Genomic DNA, 14,459 nt, shown 5'->3' on the forward strand with positions numbered 1-14,459 from the left:
CCTATTTCAATTTCTGGCTCAGCGTTTTGGGTTCGCCGGGCAGAACGCTGATGTAGCCGTCGGCGAGGGCGATCCCGACGCGTCCGGAGGCCAGATCGAGGTAGCTGACGGTCTTGTCTCCGGTGTGGAGCTGCCCAACACCGTAGTGCGGCTGCTGGAAGAGGGCGTCGAGTTCTTGTGCCTCGCGGCTGCGAACGGGGGCGTCGTCGAAGACGTCGCTCTCCGGTTGTTTCCGGAAGTCTTCCTGGGGGAGCGAGAAGGGCTTGATGTCCGCGGGCCGGTACCGGGGCAGGGCCGCGACGAGGGCGTCGGCGGGATGGGTGCCGACATCGGTGAGTTCGACCTGGTCGTCCCGGCAGACAACGCACACCTTGTCCCGGCCGTTGACGGCTACCAGGACGCCGATTTGTTCGGTGGTGTCCCGCGCGTAGGCGAAGTATTCCTGGGCGGGGTGGCCGATGAGGTGCAGGCGTTCTTCGAAGTCGGGCGTGAAGCCGTCACCTTGGATGAACCCGTAGGGGCTGAGTTCTTCGAAGGCATCCCGGTCAACCCGTTTCGCAGCCGACGGCGGGACGTAGCGCAGTCCTTTGGCCAGAACGGGGTGCGGATCACCGCACCCGACGGAGCGCATGGCGGTGAGCAGGGTGGTCAGCGAGAAGACGGCCATTATGGTTTTCTGTTCCGGTTTTCCCCGATGACGGGTGGCATGGGCTTTTCGATGAAGCCGCCGAAGGTTTCGTCGGGATCGGGGTTTTGCAGGTAGGGAGCCTTTTTCTTTTCCCGGTCTTCTTCTTTGCCGCCGCGGCTCTGCATGGGGCCGCCCATGGGCAGGCCGTTGGCGCCCCGGGGGCCGGCAGAGCTGCGGGTGGGGTTGGCGCCGGGGAGGCGTTCCTCGGGGAGTCGTGCCCCGGTGCTGCTGCCGGGGCCGGGCTGGTTCATCCGGTTTCCGAGTCCTGTGGTGGGCCCTGGTGTCCCGGGGCGTGATCCGGTCCCTACGCCGGTCCCCGTGCCGGTCCCGGTTCCCGGCTGGTAGCCAACGCCGGCGTATGGCCCGGTCCCTGGCCCGAACCCGCCGGGAGAGTTCGTGCCGGTGCCGGTGCCGGTGCCGGTGCCGGTCAGGTTGCTGATGGGCTGCCCGGTAGGCCCGAACTCGTACCCGCCCTGAGCGGCGGGGAGGACGGGCTTGGGGACGTAGTTGTTGGCGTGGGTGTTCTCGGGGTTCGTGGTGCCGGGCTGGACCTGGTTCTGCTGGTTCTGCTGGGTTTGCGGGTCCCGTTGGTGCTGCTGGTGCTGTTGGTCTTGCTGGGTTGCCGCCTGCGTCCGGTCCCCCTCCGTGCCTCGGGATTGCCCGGGCCGAACGGTCTGCCGATCCTGGGAGGGAACCTGCGTTTGTGCAGGATTCCGAGCCCATTCCCCGGTATCAGTGGGCTTAGCTTTCCACTCGGTGGAGGTGCTCCTGCTCATCGAGACGGCAGCGCCGGTGTCGGCGAGCTGGGCGTATTGGGCGGGCATTTGCCCGCCATTGGCGGAGCTGGCGGAGTGGTAGGCACTGAAGGCATCGATGTTGGCCTGGCTGTCGGCCTGCCACCCGGCAACTTTGGTGTGGTAGGAATCCCACCCCTTGTCACTGATGGCGTGCAGAACATCATCAACCCCCAACACCGGCGGCTGGGCGGCAACAGGCTTGACGGAGTTCTTGGCAGTACCAAAGGCATCCATCTGAGCCCCAACAGCAGCCTGGGCATTCTGCAGATGAACAGCATCATCAGCGGCGGCTTGCACAAGAGGCCGAGTGGCATCAGCAGCGGCTTCCCCGGCGTCTCCACGCCAGCCGGACATGGTCTTGGCCCTGAGGGCGCTGATCCGCTGGGCCCGTTCCACCATCCGAGTGGTCAGGTGGGTAGCACCGTCTTGTGCGCTGGCAAGCGAATCGCTACCGGCCCCGCCGGTGACTTGCTCGTAGATTTGAGCTGCTGTCAACGGGCTCTCAGTGGCCATCAGTTCGCCTTCCGCAGGTTTTCCAGCACCTTTGCCGCCACGTCATGGGCGGCTGCACAAGGATCCTTCTTCCCGATATTCGTTTCGGACAGAGAAACAGCGATGTCGACTTGTTGGGTGTCGCTCGTGCCGAGCGCCAGCAGGCAGCGCCCCTTGGTGTTTCTCTCGTCGATCTGGCCGAAAGCCACTGTGGGGTAGCCCTCGATCGGATCGAGTGGCTGAAAAAACGGGTAGATGGTGTCCTTCGCCCCGTAGATACCGGTCAGTCCGAGCTGGGTGGTCTTGAAGTAGGTCACCCCAACGCCGGCTTGGGAAACGGCGGGGACGTTCCAACGGCAAGTAGGACCGGCTTGATCATCGACCGCAGGATTGGTGGTGACTTCCGTTCCGAGGAGTTCCTTACTCTGCTCCGGGGTCAGCGAGTCACAAGGAGATTGCTGGAAGTGGCTGACATCGAGCGGGTTGCCGACCTTTGGCACTCCCTGTCCAGGTACAGCTTCGTTCGATGACGGAGCCGTGGTCGGCTGGGATCCGGGAGTTGACGGTGTAGCAGTGCCATCCATGCGGTCGGTGCAGGCCGCTAACGCCAGCAGCGAGGTGCTGAGCAGAACGACCAACCGGCGGATCAAAGCGTGCCTCCAGTTTGCTTGATCTCCGCGTAGTTCGCGTCCTCGGTGGCCGCGTACCTGCCCAACGCCGCTTCGAACTTCTTCGCCATCGATCGGCAGTACCGTTCCCGCTCGTCGAGTGTGGCCAGCAAAGCCAGGCCGGAGCTTCGGATCTGCTCGGCGTTGCCTTCGCTTGCGTACTCGAGCCCCGGCGCCTGCACCTGAGCCATCAATTGGGCGCTTTGCTGGTCGTCGCGGAACTCGTTGGCCAGGTCGTTCCACTCGTGCATCAGCTCCCGCAGGGTCTCCTCGTCGTACTCAAACCCCGCACCCCCGTCACCCCCACCCCCGTACGCCCCGGCAACCGGGACCCCGTCCGGCCCAGGCAACCGCCAATCCCGGCCCGGCTCATAAACCGGTCCCTCAACCACGACACACGTCCGTCGTCATCAGCTCTCCCCTAGCTTGCAGTGTGCTCCACCCCGAGCACCCTGCGTATCCGACGCTCCGCACCCTACCAGGGTTCCCACCTCGGAAAACCAAGGTCACAAGGGCCGCGGCGGCCCTCTCGGTGCTCTCCCAAGCCGCGGCCCTCGTGACGTCTATGGGGTCGGGGCACAGCTGGTCCGGCCCAATTCCACCGTTCCGCTGATGCCCGATTCCGGGAGGAAATCAATGCGCAGCATCGTCAAGCCGACACTTCCGTCGCCCGGGAGGTCCTGGATGTTGAACACCGCGTTCGCCAACACCGTTCCGTCCGATTTCCGGAGCGGTGACACGTAACCCACCGGTACCGGGCTCGGCGGGTTCGCGATTCCCGACAGCCCGCCGTAGCTCCAGTTCGCGCTCGTCTGCCCCGGCGCCCTCTCGCACGTCACCGTGAAGCTCGACAGCCTCACCCGGGGCCCTCCCGCACGCAACAACGCCGTCAGCTCGAAGTCCTTGCCTGTCGCCGTCACCTTCGAGTCCGTGCACGATGACGTGCCGCCGCCGAAGGTGATTTCCGGTTTCGACACCCGCTCGGCCGTTGCGCTCGACGGGCCGCCGATTGCGCAGGGAGCCTGGGGTGGTATCTCGACCGCGGTGAACGAAGCCGAGCCGATGTCGGCCACGCCCGGTTGTGGCGAAGCCGACGAAGGCGAAGAAGCGGCCAGGCCCGTCACCATCACAGCCGTGACGATCGTGCTGCGCATCTCGCTGTCCTCCTCGCCGCCGGGGAGCGGCCGTGGTGGCGGCTCCTCCTCGGTTGAATATCCGCCCGGTGGGGACGTCCGTTGCGCCCGGAATCTCCGATCACCCTTCCGAGGATCACGAACCACCCGGTGGGTGACCGTGGCCGGTGTCATGTTCGTCACCGTTTCCGCAGGACAGCGGGTAAACGACCGCGCGGCGTAGCCACTACGCTCAAGGGGCAACCGACCGGTGCACGAGTAGAGCGGAGCCGACGTGTCTGTGCCTTCCCCAGCCCCCGGGGCGGGATCCCTCCCCGCTGCGCCGGGCGGCGCCCTCGACGACCTGCGGGCGTCGGTCGGGCTGCAGATCGCCGACGAGACCCTGCTGCGCTCGATTGCCGGCGGGCTGACCGAGGTCGAGAAGCTGCTGCGCGAGGTCGTCCGCAGTGACGTCCAGGCCGTCAACGACGCCGCGTTGCACCTGGTCGAGGCCGGGGGCAAACGCTTCCGTCCGCTGTTCACCCTCCTGTCGGCGCAGTTTGGCCCCAAGCAGGACGACCACGTCGTGATCGCCGCCGCCGCGGTCGAGCTGGTGCACCTGGCCACGCTCTACCACGACGACGTCATGGACGAGGCCGACATGCGGCGCGGCGCCGAGAGCGTCAACGCCCGCTGGGACAACACCATCGCCATCCTCACCGGCGACTTCCTCTTCGCGCACGCTTCGCGCCTGGTCGCCGACCTCGGCACGGACGCCGCGCGGATCATCGCCGAGACCTTCGGCGAGCTGGTCACCGGCCAGATGCGCGAGACCGTCGGCCCCGGACCGGGTGACGATGCCGTCGCGCACTACCTCACCGTGATCGCGCAGAAGACCGGCTCGCTGATCGCCACCGCCGGCCGGTTCGGCGGCATGATGTCCGGCGCCGCCGAGGAGCACATCCAGGCGCTGCGCCGGTTCGGCGACATCATCGGCACCGCCTTCCAGATCTCCGACGACATCATCGACATCGCGTCGCCGTCCGACGAGCTCGGCAAGGCGCAGGGCACCGACCTGCGCGAAGGCGTCCGGACGCTGCCCATGCTGTACGCGCTGGCCGACCCGGGCACCGACCCCCGCCTGGTGGAGCTGCTGTCCGGCCCGATCGCCGACGACGCGCTCGTGCAGGAGGCGCTGGAGCTGCTGCGCGTCAGTAGCGGACTCGATCGAGCACGCGTCACCCTTTCCGACTACGCTCAGCGCGCGCGAGCCGAGCTCACCGCGCTGCCCGCATCACCCGCCCGGGACGCGTGCGAGTCGGTCGCCGACTACCTGGTCGCGCGCACGCGCTAAGCACTTAACAGGGGCAGGAAAAGATGTCCATATTCGGACAGGTCTGGCTGTGGAGCCTCGCCGCGTTCTTCGTCGGTGTCCTCCTCACCTGGCTGGTGCTCGTGCTGCCGCTCCGCAAGAGCGTCCACCGGCTGGAGAGCTCGCTGGCGCAGGCCCACGCCGACGCCGCGCGCACCCCCGCGAACGCGGCCGCGGTGAGCGCCGGCGCCGAGGTGTTCCGGCGGCCCGAGCTGGAGCCGTCCCGCCAGGAGACGTCCTACCCCGGCACGCTGGTCGCCGCGCCGCCGATCCACCGCGACGACGTCCACGACGACATCGACGAGGACTTCGCCGAGCTGGACGCCCAGGTGCCGTCGCGGATGCCGCCCGAGCCGGAGCCCGTCCGCGCGCCCGAGCCGGAGCCCGAGGAAGACGACCCGTACCGCAACGCGGCCACCCAGTTCCTGACCCCGGACGACGAACCGGAGCCGGAGCCGGACAGCGCCACCGCCACCCAGTACATGGCCCCGGTCGGGACTTCGTTCGACGACGACGAGGAGCCCGAGTCGCCGGCGTTGTCGCGGCTCGAGCAGCAGCTGGACCCGGGCCCGGGCTCGCTGTTCCAGCCGCCGTCCGGCGAGGCGACGCCGGACTGGTTCGACCACGAGCCGCCGTCCGAGCGGTCGGCGTTCGAAGAGCCGGTGGAGCGCACGCGCTACATCGGCGAGCACCCCGGTTCGGTGCGCGACGAGGAACCCGACGCCGAGCCCCCGCAGTACGCGTTCGGCGGCGACATCGCCGAAAGTGAGCTGGAGGTGCCGCCGGAGACCCCTGCCGAAGCCACGCAGGTGCTGCCGAAGCGGCAGCCGCGGGAGGCGGTGCGCGGCGGGTTCGACGCGCCGCAGCCGATCCAGCCGTCGATGCGCACGGTCGAGCGCCGCGAGCCCGACCTCTCCGGCGGTCACAGCGGCTCGCTGTTCGAGCCGTCGGTGCAGCCGAACCAGGCGGCGGCCACCGGCGTCGTGGCGCCGGAGCCGCCCCCGGCCCGTCAGGCGGCGGGCGACTCGGTCCCGCCGGGACCGTTCGGCCCCGGTTCGGCGATGCCGCGCCCGGGCGGCGGGGCACCCAGCGACAGCTTCGCGGTGAAGGCCAGCGTCACGGCTTTGCGGTACTGCACCGAGGAATCGGCGCAGTTCCCGAAAATGGTCGCCGAGGTCTGGTTCCGGACGGCGGAGGACGCCGAGCGCGTCGGGTTCCGGCCGCTCAGCTGAGTTCCTGGAACAGCACGAGCGCGGCGCCGCCGGGATCGGTGACCACCACCAGGGAGCCGAACGGCAGGTCGGTGCGCTCGCGCACGAGGGTTCCGCCCAGCTCCAGCGCTTTCGCCGCGGCGGCGTCCACATCGGACACCGGCGCGTAGGGCAGCCACTGCGGGGCCCGGTCATCGCCCGGGGCCAGCTCGGTGAGGCCGCCCCAGGGTGCGCCGCCGGCCGTCAGCAGCGGGCCGTCCGCCTCCCAGCCCAGCAACTCGGCGAAGAACCGCTTGCTGCCCGCCGCGTCGGCGGTACGGACGTCGAAGAACACGAAGGGTGATTCAGGTCGCATGGACTAAAACTTAGGACAAGTGTCCCAACCGTGGCAACCCCGAAAACGGCGAAGGCCGCCATGCACCGGGCATGGCGGCCTTCGGGAGCAGCGGGGTTACGCGACTGTCCAGGTGTCCTTGCCGCGCAGCAGGCCCTGCAGGTCCGGCTTGCGGGCCGCACGAGCCTCTTCGACCTGGGCGCGGGCGCCGTCGTCGTACGTCGGGCGCTCGACCTGGCGGAGGATGCCCGTCGGGACGTGGTTGAGGTTCTGGTCGCCCAGGCGCGACAGCGCGAACGCGTACGACGTGTCCGCGATCGCCGGGTCGTGCACCACGATGTCGTCTTCGCCGATGTCCGCGATCTTGGCGACGTCCAGGCCGCCCCAGTCGCCGCGCTTGACGCCGAACTCCTGGTTCGGGCCGAAGCGGATCGGCTCGCCGGCGCGCAACGGGATCAGCCGGGCAGCGGCTTCGTCGGCGTCCTTGAGGACGTCGAACGCACCGTCGTTGAAGATCGGGCAGTTCTGGTAGATCTCGACCAGCGCCGAGCCGCGGTGCTGCGCCGCCGCCTGCAGGACCTCGGTCAGGCCCTTGCGGTCGGAGTCCATCGCCCGGCCCACGAACGACGCCTCCGCGCCGATCGCCAGCGACAGCGGGTTGAACGGCGTGTCCACCGAACCCATCGGGGTCGACTTGGTGACCATGCCCTGCCCGGACGTCGGGGAGTACTGGCCCTTGGTCAGCCCGTAGATCCGGTTGTTGAACAGCAGGATCTTGATGTTCACGTTGCGGCGCAACGCGTGGATCAGGTGGTTGCCGCCGATGGACAGCGCGTCGCCGTCACCGGTGACGACCCACACCGACAGGTCCGGCCGCGTGGTGGCCAGCCCGGTCGCGATCGACGGCGCACGGCCGTGGATCGAGTGCATGCCGTAGGTGTTGAGGTAGTACGGGAACCGCGACGAGCAGCCGATGCCCGAGATGAACACGATGTTCTCGCGCTTGAGGCCGAGGGTCGGCAGGAAGGACTGGACCGCGTTCAGGACGACGTAGTCGCCGCAACCGGGACACCAGCGGACTTCCTGGTCCGACTTGTAGTCCTTGGCCTTCTGCGGCTCGTCGGTGGTGGGCACAAGGTCCAGGCCGCCGAGGTTGGGTATCCCCAAGTCGATTGCGGTCATTCTGCCGCCTCCGTAGTAACGCCGGTGATGATCTCCGAGAACAGGTTCTGCAGCTCTTCGGCCTTGAACGCCATTCCGGCGACCTTGGTGTGCGAGTGGATGTCCACCAGGAACTTCGCCCGCAGCAGCATCGAAAGCTGGCCGAGGTTCATCTCCGGCACCACGACCTCGTCGTAGCTGCGCAGGATGTCGCCGAGGTTGGCCGGCAGCGGGTTGAGGTGCCGCAGGTGCGCCTGCGCGATCGGCAGCCCGAGCTTGCGCACGCGGCGGCAGGCCGCGCCGATCGGGCCGAACGAGCTGCCCCAGCCGAGCGCGAGCACGCGGGCCTTGCCGCCGCTCGGGTCGTCGACGACGAGGTCGGGGACGTCGATGCCGTCGATCTTCGCCTGCCGCAGCCGGACCATCTTGTCGTGGTTGGCCGGGTCGTAGGAGATGTGACCGGTCTTGTCGGCCTTCTCCAGGCCGCCGATCCGGTGCTGCAGCCCCGGGGTGCCCGGAACCGCCCACGCGCGGGCGAGGGTTTCGGGGTCGCGCACGTACGGCCAGAATTCGCCGGAGTCGTTGTCCGCGTTGGGTTCGGTCGCGAACTCGACCCGCAGGTCGGGCAGGTCGTCGACGTCCGGGATCAGCCACGGCTCGGAACCGTTCGCGATCGCGCCGTCCGAGAGCAGCAGCACCGGGGTGCGGTACTTCAGCGCGATCCGGGTCGCCTCGACGGCCGCGTCGAAGCAGTCCGCCGGCGACAGCGGCGCGATGATCGGGACGGGCGATTCGCCGTTGCGGCCGAACATCGCCTGCAGCAGGTCCGCCTGCTCGGTCTTGGTCGGCAGGCCGGTGGACGGGCCGCCGCGCTGGACGTCGATGACGACCAGCGGCAGCTCCACCATCACGCCGAGGCCGACGGCTTCGGACTTGAGCGCGACACCCGGCCCGGACGTCGAGGTGACGCCGAGCGCGCCGCCGTAGGATGCGCCGAGCGCGGCGCCGATGCCGGCGATCTCGTCCTCGGCCTGGAAGGTGATGATGCCGAAGTTCTTGTGCTTGGACAGCTCGTGGAGGATGTCCGACGCCGGGGTGATCGGGTACGTGCCGAGCAGGATCTGCAGCCCGGACCGCTGCCCGGCGGCGACCAGCCCGTAGGCGAGCGCGGTGTTGCCGGTGATCTGCCGGTAGGTGCCCTGCTTAAGCTTCGCCGGGGCGACCTGGAACGTCGTCGCGAACGATTCGGTGGTCTCGCCGTAGTTCCAGCCCGCGCGGAAGGCCAGGATGTTCGCCTCGGCGATGTCCGGCTTCTTCGCGAACTTCTCGCGCAGGAACCGCTCGGTGCCCTCGGTCGGCCGGTGGTACATCCACGACAGCAGGCCGAGCGCGAACATGTTCTTGCAGCGCTCGGCGTCCTTCTTGCCGAGGGCGGTCTCCGCGAGCGCGCCCTGGGTCAGGGTCGACATGGCGACCCGGTGCACCTGGTACGCCTCGAGCGTGTCGTCCTCCAGCGGGTCGCTCGCGTAGCCGACCTTGGTGAGGTTGCGCTTGATGAAGTCGTCGGTGTTGAGGATGATCGTGCCGCCGTGCGGGACGTCGGCGAGGTTCGCCTTGAGCGCGGCCGGGTTCATCGCCACCAGCACGTCCGGCCGGTCGCCGGGGGTGAGGATGTCGTAGTCGGCGAAGTGCACCTGGAAGCTGGAGACGCCGGGGATGGTGCCCTGCGGCGCGCGGATCTCGGCGGGGAAGTTGGGCATCGTCGACAGGTCGTTGCCGAACGCGGCGGCTTCGGACGTGAAGCGGTCGCCGGTCAGCTGCATGCCGTCACCGGAGTCGCCGGCGAACCGGATGACCACCCGGTCCAGCTTGCTGACCTCGGTCGGCCTGGTTGCGGCGAGCGAGCCGTGACCAGCGCCGTTGCCGTTCGCACTCGTGCTCATGGGTCAGGGATTCCCTCTCTCCCGACGGTACGGCTTCCGTTCGCCTGCCGGTGCCGCGGCTGCGTTCACCAGGTCTACTCCCGAGGTTAGCTCGCCCTCAACACCCAGGTTGGCAGTGTCCCGGCTGTTGGGCGACCTCATTGATGCTCTTCAATGTCTCTTCGCAGCTCCGTCAGATACCTGTAACTGATGGTAACGGGTAGTCGCCGCGCCGCGCTGTGATGCGTGTCTCCCGGAGCGGAGAGCGGTCCGATCGGGTCAGGGCCGGGAACGGATCCGGTCCCGCACCAGGGAAAGCCGCTCGGCGAACTCCGGTGACGCCAGCGAGGCCAGTTGCGGCCGGATCTCGACGTCGACGGCGGCGCTGTGCTCGCCAGGCTCGCGGTGGTGCGGAGACTGCGCTTGGTGGCGATCAGTGCGGCCCGCGGTGCGGAGACGGCGGGGTGAGCCAGCTCACGCGCGGCCGTCAGCAGTTCGTCATGGCCGCCGTCGACCACGCGCAGCGCCAGCCCGGCGCGCACCGCGGCTTCGGCGTCCAGGGGTTGTCCGAACAACGTCAGGGCGGCGGCCTGCTGCGGGCCGGCGAGCCGCTGCGTCATCCAGGTCATCCCGCCGCCGGGGTGCAGCCCGAGTTCGAGGAACCGGGCGACGAACTTCGCCCGCGGCCCGGCCAGCCGGACGTCGGCGGCGAGGGCGAGGTTCAGCCCGGCCCCGACGGCGGCGCCCCCGACGGCGGCGATGGTCGGCAGCGCGCACCGCGCCACGGCGAGGAAGCCTTCGTAGATGGCCCGCAGGCCGGGCTCGTCGGCCGCGGCGAGCGCGGACAGGTCGGCACCGGCGCAGAAGGCGGGCGGCGTCCCGGTGACGACGACGGCGTGCACGGACTCGTCCTGTTCAGCGGCCTCGACGGCGGCGACGAGCTGCGCGGAGAGGTCGAGCGTCAGCGCGTTCCGGCTGCCGGGAGCGTCGACGGTCAGCAGGGCGACGCCGCCGGAGTGCTCGCTGACGATGCTGTCGGTCATGGGCCCAGGGTGGCACGGTGCGGTGGTGGTGGACGCAGGGCGGGCCTCCGCCCCCCGTTGACCAGCGTATCGGCGAGGGGCGACAGTTTTGCGGCCCCGGCTCGCGCTTGTCCCCAAGCCGCGGCTGGGGGAGAGGTTTGTGGAGTATCCGTGCGCGCTGCGGACTTGAGCGGCCGGATTGTCGGTACCCGCCGATACGCTGGAGACCGGGGGGCGGAGGCCCGCCTTGTTCCGCCTCGGCCACTCGGCGCGGGTTCACTGCTCCGGGAGCGCGCCTTGCCGGGCTGTGGCCGCCCGGCGCGCGCTCGCTGCTCGGCCTGCCCGATCCCGCCGCAGCCAGCCAGCCGGCGCGGGCTCGCTGCTCCGCCCGCCCGATCCCGCCGCAGCCGCCCGGCGCGGGTTCACTGCTCCGGGGGCGTGCCCTTACCCGGTTGCGGCTGCCCGGCGCGGGCTCGCTGCGCGGCCCGCCCGATCCCGCCGCAGCCAGCCAGCCGGCGCGGGCTCGCTGCTCGGCCCGCCCACTCCCGCCCTGGCCGCTCAGTCCGCGCTCACTGCTCCGGCGTCGGTGGCCGTTCCAGCAGCCGCGACAGCACCACGGTCGACACCGTCCGGTCCACGATCTCGAGCCCGCGCAGCCGCTCCAGCGCCGTCTCCAGGTGGTGGATGTCGGCCGCCCGCAGGTGCACGATCGCGTCCGCCGCACCCGACACCGTGTACGCCGCCACCACCTCCGGCAGCGGCTCCAGCCGCGCCCGGATCCGGGCCGGCGTGATGTTGCCCTGGCACGTGACCTCGACGAACGCCTCCGTTCCCCAGCCCAGCGCCTCCGGGTCGACGACCGCCGTGAAGCCCCGCAGGATGCCCGTTTCGAGCAGCCGGTCGACCCGCCGTTTCACCGCCGGCGCCGACAGGCCGACCACCTTGCCGATCTCCGCGTAGCTCGAGCGCGCGTTCGCCACTAGACACGAAACGATTCGCTGGTCGATGGTGTTCACACGCAACATCTAGCACAGATACGCGCAGCGAACAGCGATTGATTGCGATATTAGGCGCCCCTTACCCTGCAATCATGCAGGGATCACTGGCCACCCGCGTACCGACCACCCGCCGATACCTGATGTGCCCGCCGCGCTTCTTCGCGGTGGACTACGTGATCAACCCCTGGATGGACCCGACCCAGCCGGTCAGCGCCGACGTCGCCGTCGCGCAGTGGACCGAGCTGCGCGACACCTACCGCCGCCTCGGCCACACCGTCGAGGAGATCGAGCCCCAGCCCGGCCTGCCCGACATGGTCTTCGCCGCCAACTCCGGCACCGTCGTCGACGGCCGGGTGCTCGGCTCGCGGTTCCGCGCCCCGCAGCGCGCCGCCGAAGCCGAGCACTTCCGCCGCTGGTTCGTCGAACACGGCTACCGCGACATCACCATGCCGGAGAAGATCAACGAGGCCGAAGGCGACTTCGCCTGGACCGGCGCCCTGCTGCTCGCCGGCACCGGCTTCCGCACCGACCCGGCCGCGCACGCCGAAGCGCAGGAGGCCCTCGGCGTCCCGGTCGTCTCGCTGCAGCTGGTCGACCCGCGTTACTACCACCTCGACACCGCGCTGTTCGTGCTCGCCGAGGCGACGGACTCGACCCGCGCGCAGATCGTCTACTACCCCGAAGCCTTCTCCGCCGGCTCGCGCCGCGTGCTGGAGCGGGTGTTCCCGGACGCGGTGCTCGCCACGAAGGAAGACGCAGAGTGTTTCGGCCTCAACGGCGTCTCCGACGGCCGCAATGTCGTCCTCCCGGTGGAGGCCACCCGATTGGGTGAACTTCTCTCCGCGCGGGGGTATGAGCCGGTCTACGTCGACATCTCTGAGCTGCGGAAAGCCGGCGGCGGCCCGAAGTGCTGCACGCTCGAGATTCGCAAAGGCTAAATAACGGCAAAAATGTGTAACTCACCCGTTTGCCATCGCGATTAATCGAAGTAACAAATCGACTACTCGCGGTGGCAGGCGGTGGGAGTGGTGACGGTGATCCTCGCCGTGCACGGGGTGGGCCGGCCGGCGCGCCAGCTCGACCCCGGGGAAGACGAGCGCTGGCTGACCGTGGCGCAGTTCGAACGCGTCCTCGACGTCGCCGCGGAGCGCGAAGACGTCCGCCTCACCTTCGACGACGGCAACGAATCCGACGTCGAGATCGTGCTGCCGCGGCTGGCCGACCGCGGGCTGACGGCGGAGTTCTTCCCCCTCGCCGGCCGGCTCGGGCAGCGCGGCTACCTCGACCGCGACGGGCTGCGCGAGCTCACGCGCGCCGGAATGGAGATCGGCTCGCACGGCTGGGAACCCCGCGACTGGCGGCGGCTCGACGACCGGCACGCCGACCGCGAGCTGAAGGACGCGCCGAAGCTGCTCGGCGACCTGTGCGGCCGGCCGGTGCGCCGGTACTCGCTGCCGTTCGGCGCCTACGACCGGCGCGTGCTCGCCCGGCTGCGGCAGGCGGGCGCCACCCGCGTCTACTCGAGCGACGGCGGCGCGGCCCGCCGCGACGGCTGGCTGCAGGCCCGCACCGAGCTCCCGCACGACCTCGACGGCGACTGGCTCGACGGCGTGCTCGCCGGGTCCCGCCGGGCCGCGCACTGGGCGAACCGCTTGTTCCTCCGCGCTCTCCGGTAGGGCGCCTCGCCGTCGCGAACCGTCTCGTTCGGCGCTCGGCGCGTCCCGGCGACCGGGACACCGCCAGAACCGGTTCCGGCGGGCGCCGGACCCGGTGAGCAGCCTTTTCGTCAACTCCGGCCATCTGATGGGAAATTCCCGGACCCGGAGGTCTTGAACGCCGCCGCGCCCGGGTGCATCCTGATGCCCCGCCGCCGTAAGGAAAGTTTCCTAACTAAAGGGAGCCCCAGGAATGCGGAAACTGATCCTGCTCGCGACCCTCGCGCTGGCGTCGGCCGTGATGCCGTCGGCCCTCGCGTCGGCGTCGCCGGCCCCGGCCGCTCAACCGGCCACCGCCGAAGCCGCCCCCACCGCGGCCCAGCTGCTCGCCAAGACCTCCGGCTGCAAGCAGGTCTCGAACGGCAAGTACAAGACCGACGAAGACGTCTCGAGCAAGACCGTCGCGATCTGCGACGCCAACGGCGCGGTCTTCTGGAAAGCCGACATGGACATCGACTGCGACGGCCAGCGCAGCTCGCAGTGCAACGAGAACACCGACTGCTGCTACCAGGACGACACGGCGTTCCACCAGTCCGACGGCAAGCCGCTCAACGCCGCGAAGCTGCCCTACATCGTCGTGCCGAGCTCCAGCAGCATCTGGAAGTACTCCTCCTCCGGCCTCAAGGGCGGCGGCTCCTGCGCGGTGATCTACAACGGCAAGGTCGAGTACGCCGTCATCGGGGACACCGGACCGACGCAGATCATCGGCGAAGCGTCCTACGCGACGGCGAAGGACCTCGGCATCAACCCGGACCCCTCGAACGGCGGCACCGACTCCGGCGTCACGTACATCTGCTTCAAGAACTCGACCGTCTCGCCGATCGAGAACCACTCCAACGCGGTGAGCAAGGGCCAGAGCCTGGCGACCACCTTCGTGAACAACAACTGACACCTTATTTTCCGCCCGGCGGCGAATCGTGGTTCCCGGCCACGGTCCGCCGCCGGTCCGCGTACCGGATCGAGACGC

14 protein-coding genes and 1 pseudogene are annotated in these 14,459 nt (G+C 69.4%); 5 read left to right on the forward strand and 10 right to left on the reverse strand.

Going from position 1 to position 14,459, the window contains the following annotated elements; genetic code table 11:
- Position 1: 1 nt before the first annotated feature.
- The 5 genes from C2L58_RS10360 to C2L58_RS49790 form a co-directional block, all read right to left on the reverse strand.
- Positions 2 to 667: an ESX secretion-associated protein EspG gene (locus C2L58_RS10360; RefSeq protein WP_233225658.1), complete on the reverse strand. Its 666-nt coding sequence runs from the start codon at positions 665 to 667 to the stop codon at positions 2 to 4.
- Complete coding sequence (locus C2L58_RS50345) at positions 667 to 1,998, reverse strand: PPE domain-containing protein (RefSeq protein ID WP_146073565.1); 1,332 nt, start codon at positions 1,996 to 1,998, stop codon at positions 667 to 669. Before C2L58_RS50345 ends, C2L58_RS10360 begins: the two co-directional genes overlap by 1 nt.
- On the reverse strand, positions 1,998 to 2,615 hold the full coding sequence (locus tag C2L58_RS10370; RefSeq protein ID WP_146073566.1) for a DUF3558 domain-containing protein: 618 nt from the start codon (positions 2,613 to 2,615) through the stop codon (positions 1,998 to 2,000). The genes C2L58_RS50345 and C2L58_RS10370 overlap by 1 nt, the downstream gene beginning before the upstream one ends.
- Before the next feature lie 8 nt (positions 2,616 to 2,623).
- On the reverse strand, positions 2,624 to 2,896 hold the full coding sequence (locus C2L58_RS10375; protein WP_233225659.1) for a hypothetical protein: 273 nt from the start codon (positions 2,894 to 2,896) through the stop codon (positions 2,624 to 2,626).
- Positions 2,897 to 3,208: 312 nt separating this feature from the next.
- Entirely contained in the window at positions 3,209 to 3,799 is a 591-nt protein-coding gene (locus C2L58_RS49790; protein ID WP_199191206.1) for a hypothetical protein, read from the reverse strand.
- A 259-nt stretch (positions 3,800 to 4,058) separates the two neighbouring features.
- On the opposite strand from C2L58_RS49790, the gene C2L58_RS10385 reads away from it, so the two are divergent.
- A complete protein-coding gene (locus C2L58_RS10385; protein ID WP_103337340.1) occupies positions 4,059 to 5,111 on the forward strand; it encodes a polyprenyl synthetase family protein in 1,053 nt (350 codons plus the stop codon).
- 23 nt (positions 5,112 to 5,134) lie between these two features.
- Entirely contained in the window at positions 5,135 to 6,361 is a 1,227-nt protein-coding gene (locus tag C2L58_RS10390) for a sunset domain-containing protein (protein WP_103337341.1), read from the forward strand.
- On the opposite strand, the gene C2L58_RS10395 is transcribed toward C2L58_RS10390, so the two are convergent.
- The 5 genes and pseudogenes from C2L58_RS10395 to C2L58_RS10415 all read right to left on the reverse strand — a co-directional run bounded on the left by C2L58_RS10395 (position 6,354) and on the right by C2L58_RS10415 (position 11,795).
- Positions 6,354 to 6,695 carry a VOC family protein gene (locus tag C2L58_RS10395; protein WP_233225660.1) on the reverse strand — a complete coding sequence of 114 codons (342 nt, stop codon included), beginning with the start codon at positions 6,693 to 6,695 and terminating at the stop codon, positions 6,354 to 6,356. The genes C2L58_RS10390 and C2L58_RS10395 overlap by 8 nt on opposite strands.
- Positions 6,696 to 6,791: 96 nt before the next feature.
- Positions 6,792 to 7,856 carry a 2-oxoacid:ferredoxin oxidoreductase subunit beta gene (locus tag C2L58_RS10400; protein WP_103337343.1) on the reverse strand — a complete coding sequence of 355 codons (1,065 nt, stop codon included), beginning with the start codon at positions 7,854 to 7,856 and terminating at the stop codon, positions 6,792 to 6,794.
- The gene (locus C2L58_RS10405) at positions 7,853 to 9,778 is read right to left on the reverse strand and encodes a 2-oxoacid:acceptor oxidoreductase subunit alpha (RefSeq protein WP_103337344.1); all 1,926 of its coding nucleotides are present in this window, start codon (positions 9,776 to 9,778) and stop codon (positions 7,853 to 7,855) included. Before C2L58_RS10405 ends, C2L58_RS10400 begins: the two co-directional genes overlap by 4 nt.
- Positions 9,779 to 10,036: 258 nt before the next feature.
- Positions 10,037 to 10,800: pseudogene (locus C2L58_RS10410) on the reverse strand (enoyl-CoA hydratase).
- Between the two features lie 548 nt (positions 10,801 to 11,348).
- Positions 11,349 to 11,795 (reverse strand): Lrp/AsnC family transcriptional regulator, encoded by a 447-nt coding sequence (locus tag C2L58_RS10415; RefSeq protein ID WP_033261465.1) that lies wholly within the window; start codon positions 11,793 to 11,795, stop codon positions 11,349 to 11,351.
- A 74-nt stretch (positions 11,796 to 11,869) separates the two neighbouring features.
- Here C2L58_RS10415 and ddaH point away from each other — a divergent pair, with 74 nt between their 5' ends.
- From ddaH to C2L58_RS10430, 3 genes are all read left to right on the forward strand, one after another.
- On the forward strand, positions 11,870 to 12,715 hold the full coding sequence (gene ddaH, locus C2L58_RS10420) for a dimethylargininase (RefSeq protein WP_103337345.1): 846 nt from the start codon (positions 11,870 to 11,872) through the stop codon (positions 12,713 to 12,715).
- 81 nt (positions 12,716 to 12,796) lie between these two features.
- Entirely contained in the window at positions 12,797 to 13,453 is a 657-nt protein-coding gene (locus tag C2L58_RS10425; protein WP_103337346.1) for a polysaccharide deacetylase family protein, read from the forward strand.
- 232 nt (positions 13,454 to 13,685) lie between these two features.
- Positions 13,686 to 14,381, forward strand: a complete 696-nt coding sequence (locus C2L58_RS10430) for a glycoside hydrolase family 75 protein (RefSeq protein ID WP_103337347.1) — start codon at positions 13,686 to 13,688, stop codon at positions 14,379 to 14,381.
- Positions 14,382 to 14,459: the final 78 nt, after the last annotated feature.

The organism is Amycolatopsis sp. CA-126428 (genome assembly GCF_002904335.1).
Taxonomy (GTDB): domain Bacteria; phylum Actinomycetota; class Actinomycetes; order Mycobacteriales; family Pseudonocardiaceae; genus Amycolatopsis.